At 71.1% G+C, this 17,447-nt stretch carries 17 protein-coding genes; 1 reads left to right on the top strand and 16 read right to left on the bottom strand.

Going from position 1 to position 17,447, the window contains the following annotated elements:
• Nucleotides 1–181 precede the first annotated feature (181 nt).
• The 12 genes from coaBC to pyrR all read right to left on the bottom strand — a co-directional run bounded on the left by coaBC (nt 182) and on the right by pyrR (nt 13,174).
• Nucleotides 182–1,426 (bottom strand): bifunctional phosphopantothenoylcysteine decarboxylase/phosphopantothenate--cysteine ligase CoaBC, encoded by a 1,245-nt coding sequence (gene coaBC, locus N7925_RS30930; RefSeq protein WP_265602764.1) that lies wholly within the window; start codon nt 1,424–1,426, stop codon nt 182–184.
• Between the two features lie 162 nt (nt 1,427–1,588).
• Entirely contained in the window at nt 1,589–1,861 is a 273-nt protein-coding gene (gene rpoZ, locus N7925_RS30925) for a DNA-directed RNA polymerase subunit omega (RefSeq protein ID WP_003970369.1), read from the bottom strand.
• Between the two features lie 62 nt (nt 1,862–1,923).
• Complete coding sequence (gene gmk, locus N7925_RS30920) at nt 1,924–2,517, bottom strand: guanylate kinase (RefSeq protein WP_274345807.1); 594 nt, start codon at nt 2,515–2,517, stop codon at nt 1,924–1,926.
• Between the two features lie 38 nt (nt 2,518–2,555).
• On the bottom strand, nt 2,556–2,879 hold the full coding sequence (locus tag N7925_RS30915; RefSeq protein WP_003970367.1) for an integration host factor: 324 nt from the start codon (nt 2,877–2,879) through the stop codon (nt 2,556–2,558).
• 244 nt (nt 2,880–3,123) lie between these two features.
• On the bottom strand, nt 3,124–3,963 hold the full coding sequence (gene pyrF, locus N7925_RS30910; RefSeq protein WP_265602762.1) for an orotidine-5'-phosphate decarboxylase: 840 nt from the start codon (nt 3,961–3,963) through the stop codon (nt 3,124–3,126).
• Nucleotides 3,960–5,072, bottom strand: coding sequence for a quinone-dependent dihydroorotate dehydrogenase (locus N7925_RS30905; protein ID WP_265602761.1), 1,113 nt, complete (start codon nt 5,070–5,072; stop codon nt 3,960–3,962). Before N7925_RS30905 ends, pyrF begins: the two co-directional genes overlap by 4 nt.
• Nucleotides 5,073–5,177: 105 nt before the next feature.
• Nucleotides 5,178–8,486: a carbamoyl-phosphate synthase large subunit gene (gene carB, locus N7925_RS30900; RefSeq protein ID WP_274345806.1), complete on the bottom strand. Its 3,309-nt coding sequence runs from the start codon at nt 8,484–8,486 to the stop codon at nt 5,178–5,180.
• The gene (gene carA, locus N7925_RS30895; RefSeq protein ID WP_265602759.1) at nt 8,479–9,618 is read right to left on the bottom strand and encodes a glutamine-hydrolyzing carbamoyl-phosphate synthase small subunit; all 1,140 of its coding nucleotides are present in this window, start codon (nt 9,616–9,618) and stop codon (nt 8,479–8,481) included. Before carA ends, carB begins: the two co-directional genes overlap by 8 nt.
• Nucleotides 9,615–10,223 carry a PH-like domain-containing protein gene (locus tag N7925_RS30890; RefSeq protein WP_265602758.1) on the bottom strand — a complete coding sequence of 203 codons (609 nt, stop codon included), beginning with the start codon at nt 10,221–10,223 and terminating at the stop codon, nt 9,615–9,617. Before N7925_RS30890 ends, carA begins: the two co-directional genes overlap by 4 nt.
• Nucleotides 10,220–11,506, bottom strand: coding sequence for a dihydroorotase (locus tag N7925_RS30885; protein WP_265602757.1), 1,287 nt, complete (start codon nt 11,504–11,506; stop codon nt 10,220–10,222). Before N7925_RS30885 ends, N7925_RS30890 begins: the two co-directional genes overlap by 4 nt.
• Before the next feature lie 2 nt (nt 11,507–11,508).
• Nucleotides 11,509–12,495 carry an aspartate carbamoyltransferase catalytic subunit gene (locus tag N7925_RS30880; RefSeq protein WP_274346580.1) on the bottom strand — a complete coding sequence of 329 codons (987 nt, stop codon included), beginning with the start codon at nt 12,493–12,495 and terminating at the stop codon, nt 11,509–11,511.
• Between the two features lie 94 nt (nt 12,496–12,589).
• A complete protein-coding gene (gene pyrR / locus N7925_RS30875) occupies nt 12,590–13,174 on the bottom strand; it encodes a bifunctional pyr operon transcriptional regulator/uracil phosphoribosyltransferase PyrR (protein ID WP_018960532.1) in 585 nt (194 codons plus the stop codon).
• 222 nt (nt 13,175–13,396) lie between these two features.
• Here pyrR and bldD point away from each other — a divergent pair, with 222 nt between their 5' ends.
• Nucleotides 13,397–13,897: a transcriptional regulator BldD gene (gene bldD, locus N7925_RS30870; RefSeq protein ID WP_003970358.1), complete on the top strand. Its 501-nt coding sequence runs from the start codon at nt 13,397–13,399 to the stop codon at nt 13,895–13,897.
• Nucleotides 13,898–14,123: 226 nt separating this feature from the next.
• Here the strand turns inward: bldD and nusB are convergent, their stop codons facing one another.
• From nusB to N7925_RS30850, 4 genes are all read right to left on the bottom strand, one after another.
• Complete coding sequence (gene nusB / locus N7925_RS30865; protein WP_007453233.1) at nt 14,124–14,555, bottom strand: transcription antitermination factor NusB; 432 nt, start codon at nt 14,553–14,555, stop codon at nt 14,124–14,126.
• 2 nt (nt 14,556–14,557) lie between these two features.
• Nucleotides 14,558–15,124 (bottom strand): elongation factor P, encoded by a 567-nt coding sequence (gene efp, locus N7925_RS30860; RefSeq protein WP_265602755.1) that lies wholly within the window; start codon nt 15,122–15,124, stop codon nt 14,558–14,560.
• Between the two features lie 50 nt (nt 15,125–15,174).
• A complete protein-coding gene (locus N7925_RS30855; RefSeq protein WP_265602754.1) occupies nt 15,175–16,281 on the bottom strand; it encodes a M24 family metallopeptidase in 1,107 nt (368 codons plus the stop codon).
• 125 nt (nt 16,282–16,406) lie between these two features.
• Nucleotides 16,407–17,330: an AAA family ATPase gene (locus tag N7925_RS30850; protein ID WP_274345805.1), complete on the bottom strand. Its 924-nt coding sequence runs from the start codon at nt 17,328–17,330 to the stop codon at nt 16,407–16,409.
• Nucleotides 17,331–17,447 lie beyond the last annotated feature (117 nt).

Raw genomic sequence — 17,447 nt, 5'->3', positions numbered from 1 at the left:
AGCGGCTGCTGGCTGATCATGGGTGGCACGACCGAGAGCTGCGCTCGGCGCGTACCGTCGGCCAGTTTATCGGTCGCATCCGGCGACCGGGGCAGGTGTCTCGCCCTTTGGGAGGTTCGTGACATGCGCCACGCGGGGCGCCAGTAGGACAATCCACCCTTCACGGCGCGCGTTTCAGGTCTTATGGGACGATTTCGCTCGCCCGGAGGGTTGATTGTGAAATCGGCTGGAACCTGCCTGCAACCAGATCCCAGACCGTGTCGGCGAGCGCTTCCTTGGGGCCGTACGGCACCGGCGTCTCCGAGCCGTCGGCGGCGAGGACGACCGCTTCGTTCTCCTCCGAGCCGAAGGTCTTGCGCTCCCCCACCTCGTTGACGACGAGGAGGTCGCAGCCCTTGCGGCGGAGCTTCGCACGGCCGTTGACCAGCACGTCGTCGGTCTCGGCGGCGAATCCGACGACGATCTGGTCCGGGCGTGCCCGCTCGCCGGATACCTCGGCGAGGATGTCGGGGTTACGGACCAGGGTGACGGCGGGCGCCTCCTCGCCGTCCTTCTTCTTGATCTTGCCGGAGGCGTACGCGGCAGGCCGGAAGTCGGCCACCGCGGCCGCCATCACCACCACGTCCGCGTCGGGGGCGGCCTTCAGCACGGCCTCGCGCAGTTGGACGGCGGTGCCGACGCGGAGGACATCGGCCCCGGCCGGGTCGGGCAGCCCGGTGTTGGCCTCGATCAGGGTGACCCGGGCCCCTCGGGCCACGGCGGTGCGCGCCAGCGCGTACCCCTGCTTGCCGGAGGAGCGGTTGCCCAGGAAACGCACCGGGTCGAGCGGCTCGCGCGTACCGCCGGCGCTGATCACCACATGGCGGCCCGCGAGGTCGGGCTCGGTGACCCCGCGCGCCAGCACCCGGCGGCAGACCTCGAAGATCTCGCCAGGGTCGGGGAGCCGGCCCTTGCCGGTGTCGACGCCGGTGAGCCGCCCGACCGCGGGCTCGATGACGACGGCTCCCCGGCGGCGCAGGGTGGCGACGTTCTCCTGGGTGGCCGGGTGCTCCCACATCTCGGTGTGCATGGCGGGGGCGAAGACCACCGGACAGCGGGCGGTCAGGAGCGTGTTGGTGAGAAGGTCGTCGGCGAGCCCGTGGGCGGCCTTGGCCAGCATGTCCGCGGTGGCCGGGGCGACCACCACGAGGTCGGCGCCCTGTCCGATCCGCACGTGCGGGACCTCGTGGACGTCCTCCCAGACCTCGTCGGACACCGGGTGGCCGGAGAGCGCCGACCAGGTCGCGGCCCCCACGAAGTGCAGCGACGCGGCGGTCGGGACCACCCGTACGTCGTGGCCGGACTCGGTCAGCCGGCGCAGCAGCTCGCACGCCTTGTAGGCGGCGATGCCCCCGCTGACCCCCAGGACGACCTTCGGCTTGTCCACTGCGTCTCCCCGCACTCGGCAACGTAAGGCAACGTATGCGTCCCATACGTACGCCTCCCATGCTGCCTCACCGCGCAGACCGGGTTCATCCGGCCCCGGGCACGCCTCAGGCCCGGCGGACGGGCCGCCGGGCCTGAGGTGAAGTGCCGTGGTGCTCCTGCGTTACTGCGCGGGGCCCTCGATGGCCTCGGAGGTCAGCAGGCCCGCGTTGATCTCGCGGAGTGCGATCGAGAGCGGCTTCTCGTGCACGTGGGTGTCGACGAGCGGACCGACGTACTCCAGGAGGCCTTCACCGAGCTGCGAGTAGTACGCGTTGATCTGGCGGGCGCGCTTGGCCGCGTAGATCACCAGGCTGTACTTCGAGTCGGTGGCTTCGAGGAGCTCATCAATCGGCGGGTTGATGATGCCCTCGGGCGTGGTGATGGAAGAGGACACTCTCTGCCTTCCGAAGGGGATGTAGATCAAAGATCAGAACGATCCGAAACGATCGAGGAGATCTAGGCCTGAAGCATCAACGTTAGCAGCTCACGCGCCACGTCCTCGACGGAGGTGTTGACGAGCGTCGTATCGAACTCGGCCTCGGCCGCCAGTTCGATCTTCGCGGCGGCGAGCCGGCGCTCGATGACCTCGGGGGCCTCGGTGCCCCGGCCGGTGAGCCGGCGCACCAGCTCCTCCCAGCTCGGCGGGGCCAGGAAGACCAGGCGCGCGTCGGACATCGACTGGCGGACCAGCCGGGCGCCCTGGAGGTCGATCTCCAGCAGGACCGGTTCGCCGGCCTCCAGACGGTCGAGCACGGCGCGCCGGGGCGTGCCGTAGCGGTTGCCCGCGAACTCGGCCCACTCCAGTAGTTCGCCGTTGGCGACGAGCTTGTCGAACTCCTCGTCGTCCACGAAGAAGTAGTGCACACCGTTGCGCTCCCCGGGGCGTGGCTTGCGTGTCGTCGCCGACACGGAGAGCCAGACCTCGGGGTGCACGGTGCGCATATGAGCGACGACCGTGCTCTTGCCGACCCCTGAGGGGCCGGAGAGCACGGTCAGCCGCGGACGTACGTCCGGGGGTGCGGGGGACGTCCCCCGGGATGTTGCAGCCATGGGGCGATTATCCCCGTTCTCAGGAGTGCCTGAGAACGTCAGGCGGGGCTGCCGCCGAACTCACGCTCCAGGGATGCGATCTGATTGGAGCCAAGACCCCTGACCCGGCGGCTCTCGGAGATACCGAGACGCTCCATGATCTGCTTGGCGCGGACCTTGCCGACGCCCGGCAGGGATTCGAGCAGTGCGGAGACCTTCATCTTCCCGATGACGTCGTTCTCCTGGCCCTGCTTGATGACCTCGTGGAGGGAAGCGCCGGAGTGCTTGAGTCGATTCTTGACCTCGGCCCGCTCCCGGCGAGCCGCGGCGGCCTTTTCGAGCGCGGCTGCGCGCTGTTCAGGGGTAAGGGGCGGAAGAGCCACGCCTACGTCACCTCGGATGTCGATCTGTCGGATACGGACCGGCGGGGAAGCTGGACGCCACCCACCAGGTGAGCGGAGAACACACTGTGTTCGGCCGCTCCCGACGGAGACTAGCGGCAAGGGCCGCTGTAGTCAGCGAGAACAGACGAAAAGTCCTGGTCAGCTGTGGCTGACCAGGATTTTCGCGACATATCAACCAGGTTTCTCGTCAGTATTTCGTCAACACGCTGTAAACGTGTCAGGGTCAGCTGCCGGATACGGCGCTGCGGACCTCGTCCGCGAACCGTTCGGCGGCTCCGCGCAGCCCGGACACGTCCGGGCCGTGGCGCAGCACGCCCCGGCTCACGCTGGGGACCACATTGCCCACCGCGTCGCCGAACACGGCCGGAAGATCCGCCGGGGTCGCGCCCTGGGCGCCGATGCCGGGCGCGAGGAGCGGCCCGTTGATCGCCAGGTTCACCCCGGCGTCGCCGAGCGTCGCGCCGACCACCGCGCCGACCGAGCCGAGCGGGACGGCCCCGGCGTTCTCGGCGGCCATGTGGTCGAGCATCAGCTGGGCGAGCGAGCGGCCGTCGGCGGCCGTGGACCGCTGGACCTCGGCGCCCTCCGGGTTGGAGGTGAGGGCGAGGACGAAGACGCCCGCGCCGGAGACGGCGGCCGCGTCGAGCGCCGGGCGCAGCGAGCCGAAGCCCAGGTACGGGGAGAGCGTGACCGCGTCGGAGAAGAGCGGGGAGTCCTGGTCCAGGTAGGTCGCCGCGTAGGCGCCCATGGTGGAGCCGATGTCGCCGCGCTTGGCGTCCATCAGGACGAGGGCCCCGGCGGCGCGTGCCTCCTCGACGGCCTTCTCCAGGACGGCGACGCCGCGCGAGCCGAAGCGCTCGAAGAACGCGGACTGCGGCTTGAGGACGGCGACCCGGTCGGCCAGCGCCTCCACGACGGTCCGGGTGAAGCGCTCCAGGCCGGCGAGGTCGTCGCCGAGGCCCCAGGAGGTGAGCAGGGAGGCGTGCGGGTCGATGCCGACGCAGAGCGGCCCGCGGGTGTCCATGGCGCGGCGCAGGCGGGCGCCGAAGGGTTCGGGCGTCACAGGGCGGCCTTCTTCCGGGTCTCGGCGCCGACGGCCTCGGCGAGGGTGGCGTACGGAGAGGTGGCGAGCCGGGCGGCGAGGCCCTTGTGGATCGCGCGGGCGTAGAAGGGACCTTCGTAGATGAAGGCGCTGTAGCCCTGGACGAGGGTGGCTCCGGCGAGGATGCGCTGCCAGGCGTCCTCGGCGCTCTCGACGCCCCCGACGCCCACCAGCGTGATCCGGTCCCCCACACGGGCGTACAGGCGGCTCAGGACCTCCAGCGAGCGCTCCTTGAGGGGCGCGCCGGACAGTCCGCCGGTCTCCCCCACCAGGCCGGGGGCCGACTTCAGGCCCAGGCCCTCCCGCGCGATGGTGGTGTTGGTGGCGATGATGCCGTCCAGGCCCAGCTCCACGGCGAGGTCGGCGACGGCGTCGACGTCCTCGTCCGCGAGGTCCGGGGCGATCTTGACGAGCAGCGGGACGCGCCGGGTGGTGACGGTGCGGTCGGCGGCCTCGCGTACGGCGGTGAGCAGCGGGCGCAGCGACTCGGTGGCCTGGAGGTTGCGCAGGCCGGGGGTGTTGGGCGAGGAGACGTTGACGACCAGGTAGTCGGCGTGGCCGGCCAGCGCCTCGGTGGACTTCACGTAGTCGGCGGCGGCCTCGGCCTCCGGGACGGCCTTGGTCTTGCCGATGTTGACGCCGACCGTGGTGCGGAAGACCGGGTTGCGGGCGGCGAGGCGGGCGGCGACGGCGGCGGAGCCCTCGTTGTTGAAGCCCATGCGGTTGATCAGCGCGCGGTCCGCGACCAGCCGGAAGAGTCGCTTCTTGGGGTTGCCCGGCTGCGGTTCGCCGGTGACGGTGCCGATCTCGATGTGGTCGAAGCCGAGCATGGCCATGCCGTCGATCGCGACGGCGTTCTTGTCGAAGCCGGCGGCGAGGCCGAAGGGACCGTGCATCCGCAGGCCGAGGGCCTCGGTGCGCAGCTCCTTGTAGCGCGGGGCGAGGGCGGCGGCGACGAAGGTGCGCAGGACGGGGGTCCGGGCGGCGAGGCGGATCCAGCGGAAGGCTGCGTAGTGGGCCTGCTCGGGATCCATCCGCTTGAAGACCAGCCGGAAGAAGAGCTTGTACATGAAGAGATGTCCTTGGTGCTCGGCGTGCTCGACAGGGCTCGCGAGGAGTCGACAGGGCTCACAGAGAGGGGGACACCGTTTGACGGTGTCCCCCTCTCCGGGCCGCTAGCCGCGCGCCGCGATCAAGTGTTCCGCGTGTTCCTGGAGGGAACGGACCCCGACGCCACCGTGGTTGAGGGCGTCGATGCCCTGGACGGCGGCGGCGAGCGCCTGGACCGTGGTCAGGCAGGGTACGGAGCGGGCGACGGCCGCGGTGCGGATGTCGTAGCCGTCGAGCCGGCCGCCGGTGCCGTACGGCGTGTTGACGATGAGGTCGACCTCGCCGTCGTGGATGAGCTGGACGATCGTCTTCTCGCCGTTCGGGCCGGTGCCCTCGGACTGCTTGCGCACGACGGTGGCGTTGATGCCGTTGCGCTTGAGGACCTCGGCCGTGCCGGAGGTGGCCATCAGCTCGAAGCCGTGGGCGACCAGCTCGCGGGCCGGGAAGATCATGGAGCGCTTGTCGCGGTTGGCGACCGAGATGAACGCGCGGCCCTTCGTGGGCAGCGGGCCGTAGGCGCCGGCCTGCGACTTGGCGTACGCCGTGCCGAAGACCGAGTCGATGCCCATGACCTCGCCGGTGGAGCGCATCTCCGGGCCGAGGACCGTGTCGACGCCCCGGCCGTGGATGTCGCGGAAGCGCGACCACGGCATCACGGCCTCCTTGACGGAGATCGGCGCGTCCAGCGGCAGGGTGCCGCCGTCGCCGGTCTTCGGCAGCAGGCCCTCCGCACGCAGCTCGGCGATGGTCGCGCCCAGCGAGATGCGGGCGGCGGCCTTGGCGAGCGGCACGGCGGTCGCCTTCGAGGTGAAGGGGACCGTGCGGGAGGCGCGCGGGTTGGCCTCCAGGACGTAGAGGATGTCGCCGGAGAGCGCGAACTGGATGTTGATCAGTCCGAGGACGCCGACGCCCTTGGCGATGGACTCGGTGGAGGCGCGCAGCCGCTTGATGTCGAAGCCGCCGAGCGTGATCGGGGGCAGGGCGCAGGCCGAGTCGCCGGAGTGGATGCCGGCTTCCTCGATGTGCTCCATGACGCCGCCGAGGTAGAGCTCGGTGCCGTCGTAGAGGGCGTCCACGTCGATCTCGATGGCGTCGTCGAGGAAGCGGTCGACCAGGACCGGCCGGGTGGGGCTGATCTCGGTGGACTCGGAGATGTACGAGGCCAGGCGCGTCTCGTCGTACACGATCTCCATGCCGCGCCCGCCGAGGACGTACGACGGCCGTACGAGGACGGGGTAGCCGATCTCGTCGGCGATGGCCTTGGCCTCGGCGAAGGTGGTGGCGGTGCCGTGCTTGGGCGCGGGCAGTCCGGCCTCGGCCAGGACCCGGCCGAAGGCGCCCCGGTCCTCGGCGGCGTGGATGGCCTCCGGGGAGGTGCCGACGACGGGCACGCCGTTGTCCTTGAGGGCCTGCGCGAGGCCGAGCGGGGTCTGGCCGCCGAGCTGCACGATGACACCGGCGATCGGGCCCGCCAGCGACTCGGCGTGCACGATCTCCAGGACGTCCTCCAGGGTGAGCGGCTCGAAGTAGAGCCGGTCGGAGGTGTCGTAGTCGGTGGAGACGGTCTCCGGGTTGCAGTTGACCATGACGGTCTCGTAGCCCGCGTCGCTCAGGGCGAAGGAGGCGTGCACACAGGAGTAGTCGAACTCGATGCCCTGGCCGATGCGGTTGGGGCCCGAGCCGAGGATGATCACGGCCGGCTTGGTGCGGCTCGCGACCTCGCTCTCCTCGTCGTAGGAGGAGTAGAAGTACGGCGTGTTCGCGGCGAACTCGGCGGCACACGTGTCGACGGTCTTGTAGACCGGGCGGATGCCGAGCGCGTGCCGGACCTCACGGACGACGTCCTCGCGCAGCCCGCGGATCTCACCGATCTGGACGTCGGAGAAACCGTGCCGCTTGGCCTCCGCGATCAGGTCGGCGTCGAGGCGTTCGGCGGAGGCCAGTTCGTCGGCGATCTCCTTGATCAGGAAGAGCTGGTCGACGAACCAGGGGTCGATCTTCGTGGAGTCGAAGACCTCCTCCTGGGTGGCTCCGGCCCGGATCGCCTGCATGACGGTGTTGATGCGGCCGTCGGTGGGGCGGACCGCCTCGGCCAGCAGCTCGGCCTTGTCGCCGATGGGGCCGGTGAAGGCGAACTGCGAGCCCTTCTTCTCCAGGGAGCGCAGGGCCTTCTGGAGGGCCTCGGTGAAGTTCCGGCCGATCGCCATGGCCTCGCCCACCGACTTCATGGTGGTGGTGAGGGTGGAGTCGGCGGAGGGGAACTTCTCGAAGGCGAAGCGCGGGGCCTTGACGACGACGTAGTCGAGGGTCGGCTCGAAGGAGGCCGGCGTCTTCTCGGTGATGTCGTTGGGGATCTCGTCCAGGGTGTAGCCGACGGCCAGCTTGGCGGCGATCTTGGCGATCGGGAAGCCGGTGGCCTTGGAGGCGAGCGCCGAGGAGCGGGAGACGCGCGGGTTCATCTCGATGACGATGACCCGGCCGTCGGCGGGGTCGATGGCGAACTGGATGTTGCAGCCGCCGGTGTCGACGCCGACCTCGCGGATGATCGCGATACCGACGTCGCGCAGCCGCTGGTACTCGCGGTCGGTGAGGGTCATCGCCGGGGCGACGGTGATGGAGTCGCCGGTGTGGACGCCCATCGGGTCGAAGTTCTCGATGGAGCAGACGACCACGACGTTGTCGTTCCTGTCGCGCATCAGCTCCAGCTCGTACTCCTTCCAGCCGAGGATGGACTCCTCCAGGAGCACCTCGGTGGTCGGCGAGAGCGTGAGGCCCTGTCCGGCGATGCGGCGCAGCTCCTCCTCGTCGTGGGCGAAGCCGGAGCCGGCGCCGCCCATGGTGAAGGAGGGGCGGACGACGACGGGGTAGCCGCCGAGGGTGTCGACGCCGGCGATGACGTCGTCCATGGTGTGGCAGATGACGGAGCGGGCGGACTCGCCGTACCCGATCTTCTCCTTGACGGCCTCGACGACGCCCTTGAAGAGGTCGCGGTCCTCGCCCTTGTTGATCGCCTCGACGTTGGCGCCGATGAGCTCGACGCCGTACTTCTCCAGCACGCCGTTCTCGTGCATGGAGATCGCGGTGTTCAGCGCGGTCTGGCCGCCGAGGGTGGGCAGGAGCGCGTCGGGGCGCTCCTTGGCGATGATCTTCTCGACGAACTCGGGGGTGATCGGCTCGACGTAGGTGGCGTCGGCGATCTCCGGGTCGGTCATGATCGTCGCCGGGTTGGAGTTCACCAGGATGACGCGCAGGCCCTCGGCCTTGAGGACGCGGCAGGCCTGGGTGCCGGAGTAGTCGAACTCGGCGGCCTGGCCGATGACGATCGGACCGGAGCCGATGACCAGGACGGACTGGATATCGGAGCGCTTAGGCACGCTGGCCCTCCATCAGGGTGGTGAAACGGTCGAAGAGGTACGCGGCGTCGTGCGGGCCCGCGGCCGCCTCGGGGTGGTACTGGACGCTATAGGCGGGCCGGTCCAGGAGCTGGAGGCCCTCGACCACCTGGTCGTTGAGGCAGACGTGGGAGACCTCGGCGCGGCCGAACTCCGTGTCGGAGACCTGGTCCAGCGGGGCGTCGACGGCGAAGCCGTGGTTGTGCGCGGTGACCTCGACCTTGCCGGTGGTGCGGTCCTGCACCGGCTGGTTGATGCCGCGGTGGCCGTACTTCAGCTTGTAGGTGCCGAAGCCGAGCGCGCGGCCAAGGATCTGGTTGCCGAAGCAGATGCCGAAGAGCGGGGTGGAACGCTCCAGGACGCCGCGCATGAGGGCGACCGGGTGGTCGGCGGTGGACGGGTCGCCGGGGCCGTTGGAGAAGAAGACGCCGTCCGGCTTGACCGCGTACACCTCTTCCAGGGTGGCGGTGGCGGGCAGCACGTGCACCTCGATGCCGCGTTCGGCCATCCGGTGGGGGGTCATGCCCTTGATGCCGAGGTCGATCGCGGCGACGGTGAACTTCTTCACGCCGATCGCGGGGACGACGTAGGCCTCCTTGGTGGCGACCTCGGCGGAGAGGTCGGCGCCCGCCATCTCGGGGGCCTGCTGGACCCGGGCCAGCAGCGCGGCCTCGTCGGCCAGCGCCTCGCCGGAGAAGATCCCGACGCGCATCGCGCCGCGCTCGCGCAGGTGGCGGGTGAGGGCGCGGGTGTCGACGCCGCTGATGCCGACGACACCCTGCGCCTGAAGCTCCTCCTCCAGCGAGCGCTGGGAGCGCCAGTTGGAGGGCTTGCGGGCGGGGTCGCGGACGACGTAGCCGGAGACCCAGATGCGAGCGGACTCGGGGTCCTCGTCGTTCACGCCGGTGTTGCCGACGTGCGGGGCCGTCATGACGACGACCTGGCGGTGGTACGAGGGGTCGGTCAGCGTTTCCTGGTAGCCGGTCATGCCGGTGGAGAACACCGCTTCGCCGAAGGTCTCCCCCACGGCCCCGTAGGCACGGCCGCGGAAGGCGCGACCGTCCTCCAGGACGAGTACGGCGGGGGTCTGGGCCCCCCTGGTGGAGATCGTCATCGTGCGGTGCCTTCCGTAGTGGTGCTGGTGAGTTCCGTGGCGGCCGGTGCGCCGGTGAGCCGGCTGACGGCGTCGACCCAGGCCTGGTGCTCGGCGGCGTGGTCGGAGCGGAAGCCGGAGTCGATCAGCGTCTCGCCGTGCGCCCAGGTGATGATCAGCAGGCCGCCCTCGGGGAGGACCTTGCCCGCGAGCGCCTTGTCGAGGCGGGCCTCGCGCAGGGCGTCGGCCGGGATGAAGAAGTCGGCCGCCCCGGGGCGTACGACGTCCAGGCCGCGGGCGGTGAGCGTGAGCTCGGTGCGGCTGCGGGTGCCGAGGCCGTGCGCGACGATCCGGTCGAGCCACTGCCCGGCGGTGGTGGAGGCGTGGTAGCGCCCCTGAAGCGTGAGCAGCGTCTCGTCGTCGGCGAAGTCCTCGGGGGTGGCCGGGAGCTCCGGCAGATCGGACTGGAGGCTGGCGCGCCACTTCCAGCCCTGGCGCATCAGCCAGTAGACGAGGGCGATGAAGACGAACAGGCCGACCACCCAGGCGATGCGGGCGGCCCAGTCCGTCACTTCCGCCGACTTCTGCTCGGCGGCCAGGTGGTACAGGGGGGTCAGAGTTGTCACGCGAGCTTCCCGTCGACGACCGTGGCACGGCCCCGCAGGAAGGTGTGGGTGACGCGGCCCGGCAGCTCACGGCCCTCGTAGGGAGTGTTTCGGCTGCGGGACGCGAAGCCCGCGGGGTCCACGGCTCCACGGTATGCCGGATCGACCAGAGTGAGGTTGGCGGGCTCACCCGCCGAGACGGGGCGGCCGTGTCCTTCGAGCCGGCCGATGGCCGCGGGGCGGAAGGACATGCGGTCCGCGACGCCCGCCCAGTCCATCAGGCCGGTGTCCACCATCGTCTGCTGGACGACCGAGAGCGCGGTCTCCAGGCCCACCATGCCCATGGCGGCTGCGGCCCACTCGCAGTCCTTGTCCTCGTGCGGGTGCGGGGCGTGGTCGGTGGCGACGCAGTCGATCGTGCCGTCGGCGAGCGCCTCGCGCAGGGCCAGGACGTCGGCCTCGGTGCGCAGCGGCGGGTTCACCTTGTAGACCGGGTTGTAGGTGCGGACCAGCTCGTCGGTGAGGAGGAGGTGGTGCGGGGTGACCTCGGCGGTGACGTTCCAGCCCTTGGACTTGGCCCAGCGGACGATCTCCACGGAGCCGGCGGTGGAGAGGTGGCAGATGTGGACGCGGGAGCCGACGTGGGCGGCGAGGAGGACGTCGCGGGCGATGATCGACTCCTCGGCGACGGCGGGCCAGCCGCCGAGCCCGAGTTCGGCGGAGACGATGCCCTCGTTCATCTGGGCGCCCTCGGTGAGGCGGGGCTCCTGGGCGTGCTGGGCGACGACGCCGTCGAAGGCCTTCACGTACTCCAGGGCGCGGCGCATGATCACCGCGTCGTCGACGCACTTGCCGTCGTCGGAGAAGACCTTCACCCCGGCGGCGGAGTCGTGCATCGCGCCGAGCTCGGCGAGCTGCTTGCCCTCCAGGCCGACGGTGACGGCGCCCACGGGCTGCACGTCGCAGTAGCCGGACTCCTTGCCGAGGCGCCAGACCTGCTCGACGACGCCGGCGGTGTCGGCGACGGGGAAGGTGTTGGCCATGGCGTGCACGGCGGTGAAGCCGCCGACGGCCGCGGCCCTGGTGCCGGTGAGGACGGTCTCGGAGTCCTCGCGGCCGGGCTCGCGCAGATGGGTGTGCAGGTCGACCAGGCCGGGCAGCAGGATCTGCCCCTCGGCCTCGATCACGGTGGCGCCGGCGGCGTCGAGGCCGGTGCCCACCTCGGTGACGGTCTCCCCGTCGATCAGTACGTCCCTGGGCTCGCCGCCGAGGATCCGCGCACCGCGGATAAGGATCTTGCTCATGGTTACTTGTTCTCCTCGGTACGGGCGGGGGCGGCGGACAGTGCGGTGTCGGAGCCGCCGAGCAGCAGGTAGAGCACGGCCATGCGGATGGAGACGCCGTTGGCGACCTGCTCGACGACCGTGCAGCGGTCGGAGTCGGCGACCTCGGCGGTGATCTCCATGCCGCGGACCATCGGGCCGGGGTGCATGACGATGGCGTGCTCGGGCATCTTCGCCATGCGGTCGCCGTTCAGGCCGTAGCGGCGGGAGTACTCGCGCTCGGTCGGGAAGTACGCGGCGTTCATCCGTTCACGCTGCACACGCAGCATCATCACCGCATCGGACTTCGCCAGCACGTCGTCGAGGCTGTAGCTGACGTCGCAGGGCCACTTCTCGACGCCGACGGGCACCAGGGTGGGCGGGGCCACCAGGGTGACGTGCGCGCCGAGCGTGGTGAGCAGGTGGACGTTGGAGCGGGCGACGCGGCTGTGCAGGATGTCGCCGACGATCGTGATGCGGCGGCCGTCCAGGTCGCGGCCGAGCCCGGCGTCGGCGCCGACGAGCCGGCGGCGCATCGTGAAGGCGTCCAGCAGGGCCTGGGTGGGGTGTTCGTGGGTGCCGTCGCCGGCGTTGACCACGGCCCCGTCGATCCAGCCGGAGGTGGCGAGCCGGTAGGGGGCTCCGGAGGCGCCGTGCCGGATGACGACGGCGTCGGCGCCCATCGCCTCCAGGGTCAGCGCGGTGTCCTTCAGGGACTCGCCCTTGGAGACGGACGAGCCCTTGGCGGAGAAGTTGATGACGTCGGCGGACAGCCGTTTGGCGGCCGCCTCGAAGGAGATGCGGGTGCGGGTCGAGTCCTCGAAGAAGAGGTTGACGACGGTACGGCCGCGCAGGGTGGGAAGCTTCTTGATCGGCCGGTCCGCGACCCGGGCCATCTCCTCGGCGGTGTCGAGGATCAGGACGGCGTCGTCGCGGGTGAGGTCGGCGGCCGAGATGAGGTGACGCATCATCTGGGGGTTCTCCGGGTTGCTGGAGGGAGTTTCAGGCATGCGGGCGCGCGGGAGCGGCCGTACGTCCCCGAGGGGCCGTACGGGAGGGCTCGGGCTACTGCGTGTCCGCGGGGGTGGCCTGCTTGACGCCCAGCAGCACGGCGTCGCGGCCGTCCTCCTCGGCGAGCTGGACCTTGACCGTCTCCCGCAGCGACGTGGGGAGGTTCTTGCCGACGTAGTCCGCGCGGATGGGGAGTTCCCGGTGGCCGCGGTCGACGAGGACCGCCAGCTGCACCGCGCGCGGGCGGCCGATGTCGCCGAGCGCGTCGAGGGCGGCGCGGATCGTGCGGCCGGAGAAGAGCACGTCGTCGACCAGGACGACCAGGCTGCCCTCGATCCCCTCGCCGGGGATGTCGGTACGGGCCAGGGCGCGCGCCGGGCGCATCCGCAGGTCGTCGCGGTACATGGTGATGTCGAGAGACCCGACCGGCGTCTTCCGGCCGGTGATCTCCTGGAGTTTCTCGGCCAGCCGACGGGCGAGGAAGACGCCCCGGGTCGGGATGCCGAGCAGCACCACGTCGTCGGCGCCCTTGGCGCGTTCGACGATCTCGTGGGCGATACGGGTCAGAACACGGGCGATGTCGGGGGCCTCGAGAACGGGGCGTGCCGCGTTGCCGGTGTCGTCGTGCTGTGCGTCCATAAGAAACGGACCTCCTTCTCCGCCTCACGGGACGGATCGTTAAAGGACGTCGAAATTGCGTCATCCACGCTACCAGGGCTTGCGCTCGGCCCTGACCCCGCCCCCGGGAGGTGCCGGTCCGGACCATTCGGCTTGACGCATCCAAGTAACGCTGCGTAACCTCACAGTGAGTTACCAGCCACGCGGCGGAGCCGCACACTGTTCCAGCGTCCGGGGAGCCATATGTCCAGCGAATACGCAAAACAGCTCGGGGCCAAACTCCGTGCCATCCGCACCCAGCAGGGCCTTTCCCTCCACGGCGTGGAGGAGAAGTCCCAGGGGCGCTGGAAGGCCGTCGTGGTCGGTTCGTACGAGCGCGGCGACCGTGCCGTGACCGTACAGCGCCTCGCCGAGCTGGCGGATTTCTACGGGGTCCCGGTGCAGGAGCTGCTGCCCGGTACGACGCCGGGCGGGGCCGCCGAGCCGCCGCCGAAGCTCGTCCTGGACCTGGAGCGCCTCGCCCACGTCCCGCCGGAGAAGGCAGGTCCGCTGCAGCGCTACGCGGCGACCATCCAGAGCCAGCGCGGTGACTACAACGGCAAGGTGCTCTCGATCCGCCAGGACGACCTGCGCACGCTCGCCGTCATCTACGACCAGTCGCCTTCCGTGCTCACGGAGCAGCTCATCAGCTGGGGCGTGCTGGACGCGGACGCGCGCCGCGCGGTCTCCCACGACGAGGGCTGAGCGAGCGGGGCAGGACCCCCAGCAGAAACGTGCCGCCGGGCGGGCGGGGACCTTCGGGCCCCGCCCGCCCGGCGTTTCCGTGCCCCGCCCACCAGGCGTTCCCGTGTCCGCACCCCTGCCCGTGGACGACGGGCCCGGTGCGGGCTCCCGGGTACGACGAAGGGCCCACGGTCGGCTGACCGTGGGCCCTTCGTGGTGTGTGCGACCGAACCGTCGCGGCCGGGGGCTACTGCTCCCGGCGGAGGTTCGGCTTCAGGTCCTTGAAACGGGCCAGCAGGCCGTTCACGAAGGACGGGGAGTCATCGGTGGAGAACTCCTTGGCGAGCTGGACGGCCTCGTCGATCACCACGGCGTCCGGGGTCTCGTCCATCCAGATCAGCTCGTACGCACCGAGCCGCAGGATGGACCGGTCGACGACCGGCATGCGGTCGATCTCCCAGTCCACGGCGTAGGTGACGATGAGGTCGTCGATCCGGTCCGCGTACTGCGCGTACCCCTCGACGAGCTCCATCGTGAATTCACCGACCGGCGGCTGACGGTCGTCGGTCCGCGAGAGCCGAACCCAGTCCGCGAGCACGCTCTGCACGGACTCACCGCGCTGGTCGGCCTCGAAGAGGATCTGGAAGGCGCGCTTGCGGGCCTTGTTCCGGGCAGCCACGGTTAGCTGTTCACCCGGCCGAGGTAGTCGCCCGAGCGGGTGTCGACCTTGATCTTCTCGCCGGTGCTGATGAAGAGCGGCACACCGATCTCGTAGTCGGTCTCCAGCGTGGCGGGCTTGGTGCCGCCGGTGGAACGGTCGCCCTGGACGCCCGGGTCGGTGTGCTTGATCGTCAGCTCGACCGCGGCGGGCAGCTCGACGTAGAGCACCTCGCCCTCGTGCTGGGCGACGGAGGCGGTGAAGCCCTCGATCAGGAAGTTGGCGGCATTGCCGACGGCCTTGCGGTCGACCATGAGCTGGTCGTAGGTGTCCATGTCCATGAAGACGAAGTACTCGCCGTCCATGTACGAGAACTGCATGTCTCGGCGGTCAATGGTGGCCGTCTCGACCTTCACACCGGCGTTGAACGTCTTGTCGACGACCTTGCCGGAGAGCACGTTCTTGAGCTTGGTGCGCACGAAGGCGGGGCCCTTGCCGGGCTTGACGTGCTGGAACTCGACGACGGACCAGAGCTGGCCTCCGTCGAGCTTGAGCACCAGGCCGTTCTTGAGGTCGTTCGTGGAAGCCACGGTTGCGGAATCTCCTGGACTGAAGCTGGTGGAACGACCGAGGATGCGCGCTAGAGCGCGAGCAGCTCCTTGGTCGTCATGGTGAGTAGCTCGGGTCCGCCGTCCGCCTCGGGGCGCACGACGAGCGTGTCATCGATCCGGACACCGCCCCGGCCCGGGAGGTGGACCCCCGGTTCGACGGTGACCGGCACACAAGCGTCCAGTTTACCCATGGCTGTCGGTGCCAGTTGCGGGTCCTCCTCGATTTCCAGGCCCACACCGTGCCCGGTCCTCGGCTGAAGCCCCTCTCCGTGCCCCGCCGACTCCAGCGGATGACGGGCGGCGCGGTCCACGTCCCGATAGGCGGCCCCCGGCGCCAGGGCTTCCCGGCCGGCCCGCTGAGCGGCGAAAACGAGGTCGTAGAGCTCGATCTGCCACTCGGCGGGGGCGGTGCCGATGACGAAGGTCCGGCCGATCTCGCAGCGGTAGCCGTGGTAGCTCGCGCCGAGGCGGACAGAGAGGAAATCCCCCTCCTCCACCCTGCGGTCCGAGGGCCGGTGGCGGCCCTGGCCGGAGTTGGGGCCGGTGGCCACGGAGGTGGCGAAGGCGGGGCCGTCCGCCCCGTGGTCGACCAGGCGGCGCTCCAGTTCCAGGGCGAGATGCCGTTCGGTGCGGCCGACCAGGATCGATTCGAGGAGTTCGCCGAGGGCCTGGTCGGTGATCTCGGCGGCGATCCGGAGGCAGCCGATCTCCTCCTCGTCCTTGACGATCCGCTGCTGCTCCACGGTGAAGCCCAGATCGGCCAGGATCAGGCGTGGGGCGGCCTTCCCCATGGCTCGATGCCGGGCCACGGTCAGATCGTGCTCCTCGACGGCGAGCGAATCGGCGCCCGCCGAGGCGGCGAGGCCGGCCGCGGTGACCACCGGGTCCCCGTCCGGGACGGGCAGGAGGTCGATCCGGAGCGCCTCGTCGGGCCGCCCGTGGGCGGGTTCACCGGTCGGGGCGCGGGGGCAGAGCAGAACGTCCTCGCCGGGGCCGAGCAGCAGCACGGCACCGGGCGGCGCTCCGCCCGCGAGATAGCGGACGTTGGCGGGGCGGGAGACCAGGGCGGCCGCGGAGCCCGCGGCGGCGCACCGGTCGCGGAGCAGCCCGCGTCGGACGGCGTGCACCTCTGACATGGTTCGAGCGTACGAGCGGGGGCGGCTCCCCGCCCGGCCAACGCACCCGACCGGGGTCCGGGCACCGGGGCGCCGCGCGGCCGGCCGCCGCCGGGAGGTCTCCCGGCCGGGCGGGCCGCCGACGGCTACCAGGCGGGCGGGCTCGCGATGGAGCGGGCCAGCACGTCGTCCAGGACCCGGGCGGTGGTCTCGACGTCGTACGTGGAGTTGTCGATGATCGGGAGGCCGGAGCCGTACCAGCCGGCCATCCGGCCGTGGATGCGGGCGACCTCCTCGTCGGAGAGCCTGCGGTTGCCGCTGCGGGCGGCGTTGCGCTCCAGGACGATCTCCAGGCCGGGCAGCAGGACCACGGGCAGCAGGCCGGGGCCCACGTGGCGCTTCCAGCCGCCGAGGCCGACGACCGGGCGGTCGGGGAAGACGGCGTCGTCGAGGATGCAGGAGATGCCGTTGGCGAGGAAGTTACGGGCGGCAAAGCCGCAGGTGCGCCGGGCCAGGCGGTACTGGGCCTCGGAGTGGTCGTTCCAGCCGGCCTGCGGGTCGGCGAAGCCGGAGCGGACCCATTCGCGGACGTCGTCGAGGGAGACGTGGGCGGTGGGCACCCGGCGGCGAGCCGCCCAGAGCTTGGCGACCGTGGTCTTGCCCGCCCCGGCGGGGCCGATGAGCAGGACGGCGAGCGTGGCGCCGCCGGTGCCTGCCTCGGCGGGCGGTGCGGGCAGCGGAACGGGGCCGCCGGGGGGCAGCTGGACGTGCCCGGTGTGCCCGGTGACCTGCCCGGCGGGCGGCGGCGTGGGTCCGGTGCCGCTCCAGCCCGGCTGCGGGGCCTGGCCGGGGGCGGCAGGCTGCTGGGGCCGGCCCTGGGCCGGGGGCGGAGCCTGGCCGGGAGGCGGGGGCGCCTGGCCGGGAGGCGGCGGAGGCGGGGCCTGGCCGGGCGGCGGGGATATCGGGGGCGGGCCGGGGTGGCCGGCGTGCTGGGCCTGGTACGGCCGGCCGACGTGCCCGATACCGGGGCCGTGGGGCGGCGGCAGCGGGGCCCCCGCTGCGTGCTGCATCCGGTGCCACTCCGTCTCGTAACTGCAACTGACGCTGATGGGACGGCCACCGTACCTTCCCGGGCCGTCTCGGGGTGAACGGCCCGGGAGGGTGCGAAGTGCCCGTCGGCCGCGCGG

It is taken from the genome of Streptomyces sp. CA-278952, assembly GCF_028747205.1.
Taxonomy (GTDB): domain Bacteria; phylum Actinomycetota; class Actinomycetes; order Streptomycetales; family Streptomycetaceae; genus Streptomyces.
The sequence above is the reverse complement of the archived record's forward strand: the minus strand, read 5'-3'. Positions and strand labels throughout refer to the sequence as shown.

Coding starts and splice junctions, on each gene's coding strand:
- gmk (WP_274345807.1), bottom strand. CDS start 2,517: ATGGCTGCAACATCCCGGGGGACGTCCCCCGCACCCCCGGACGTACGT.
- bldD (WP_003970358.1), top strand. CDS start 13,397: ATGTCCAGCGAATACGCAAAACAGCTCGGGGCCAAACTCCGTGCCATC.
- N7925_RS30880 (WP_274346580.1), bottom strand. CDS start 12,495: ATGATGCGTCACCTCATCTCGGCCGCCGACCTCACCCGCGACGACGCC.
- N7925_RS30885 (WP_265602757.1), bottom strand. CDS start 11,506: ATGAGCAAGATCCTTATCCGCGGTGCGCGGATCCTCGGCGGCGAGCCC.
- N7925_RS30855 (WP_265602754.1), bottom strand. CDS start 16,281: ATGTCAGAGGTGCACGCCGTCCGACGCGGGCTGCTCCGCGACCGGTGC.
- pyrR (WP_018960532.1), bottom strand. CDS start 13,174: ATGGACGCACAGCACGACGACACCGGCAACGCGGCACGCCCCGTTCTC.
- carA (WP_265602759.1), bottom strand. CDS start 9,618: ATGACGATCTCCACCAGGGGGGCCCAGACCCCCGCCGTACTCGTCCTG.
- N7925_RS30905 (WP_265602761.1), bottom strand. CDS start 5,072: ATGTACAAGCTCTTCTTCCGGCTGGTCTTCAAGCGGATGGATCCCGAG.
- N7925_RS30850 (WP_274345805.1), bottom strand. CDS start 17,330: ATGCAGCACGCAGCGGGGGCCCCGCTGCCGCCGCCCCACGGCCCCGGT.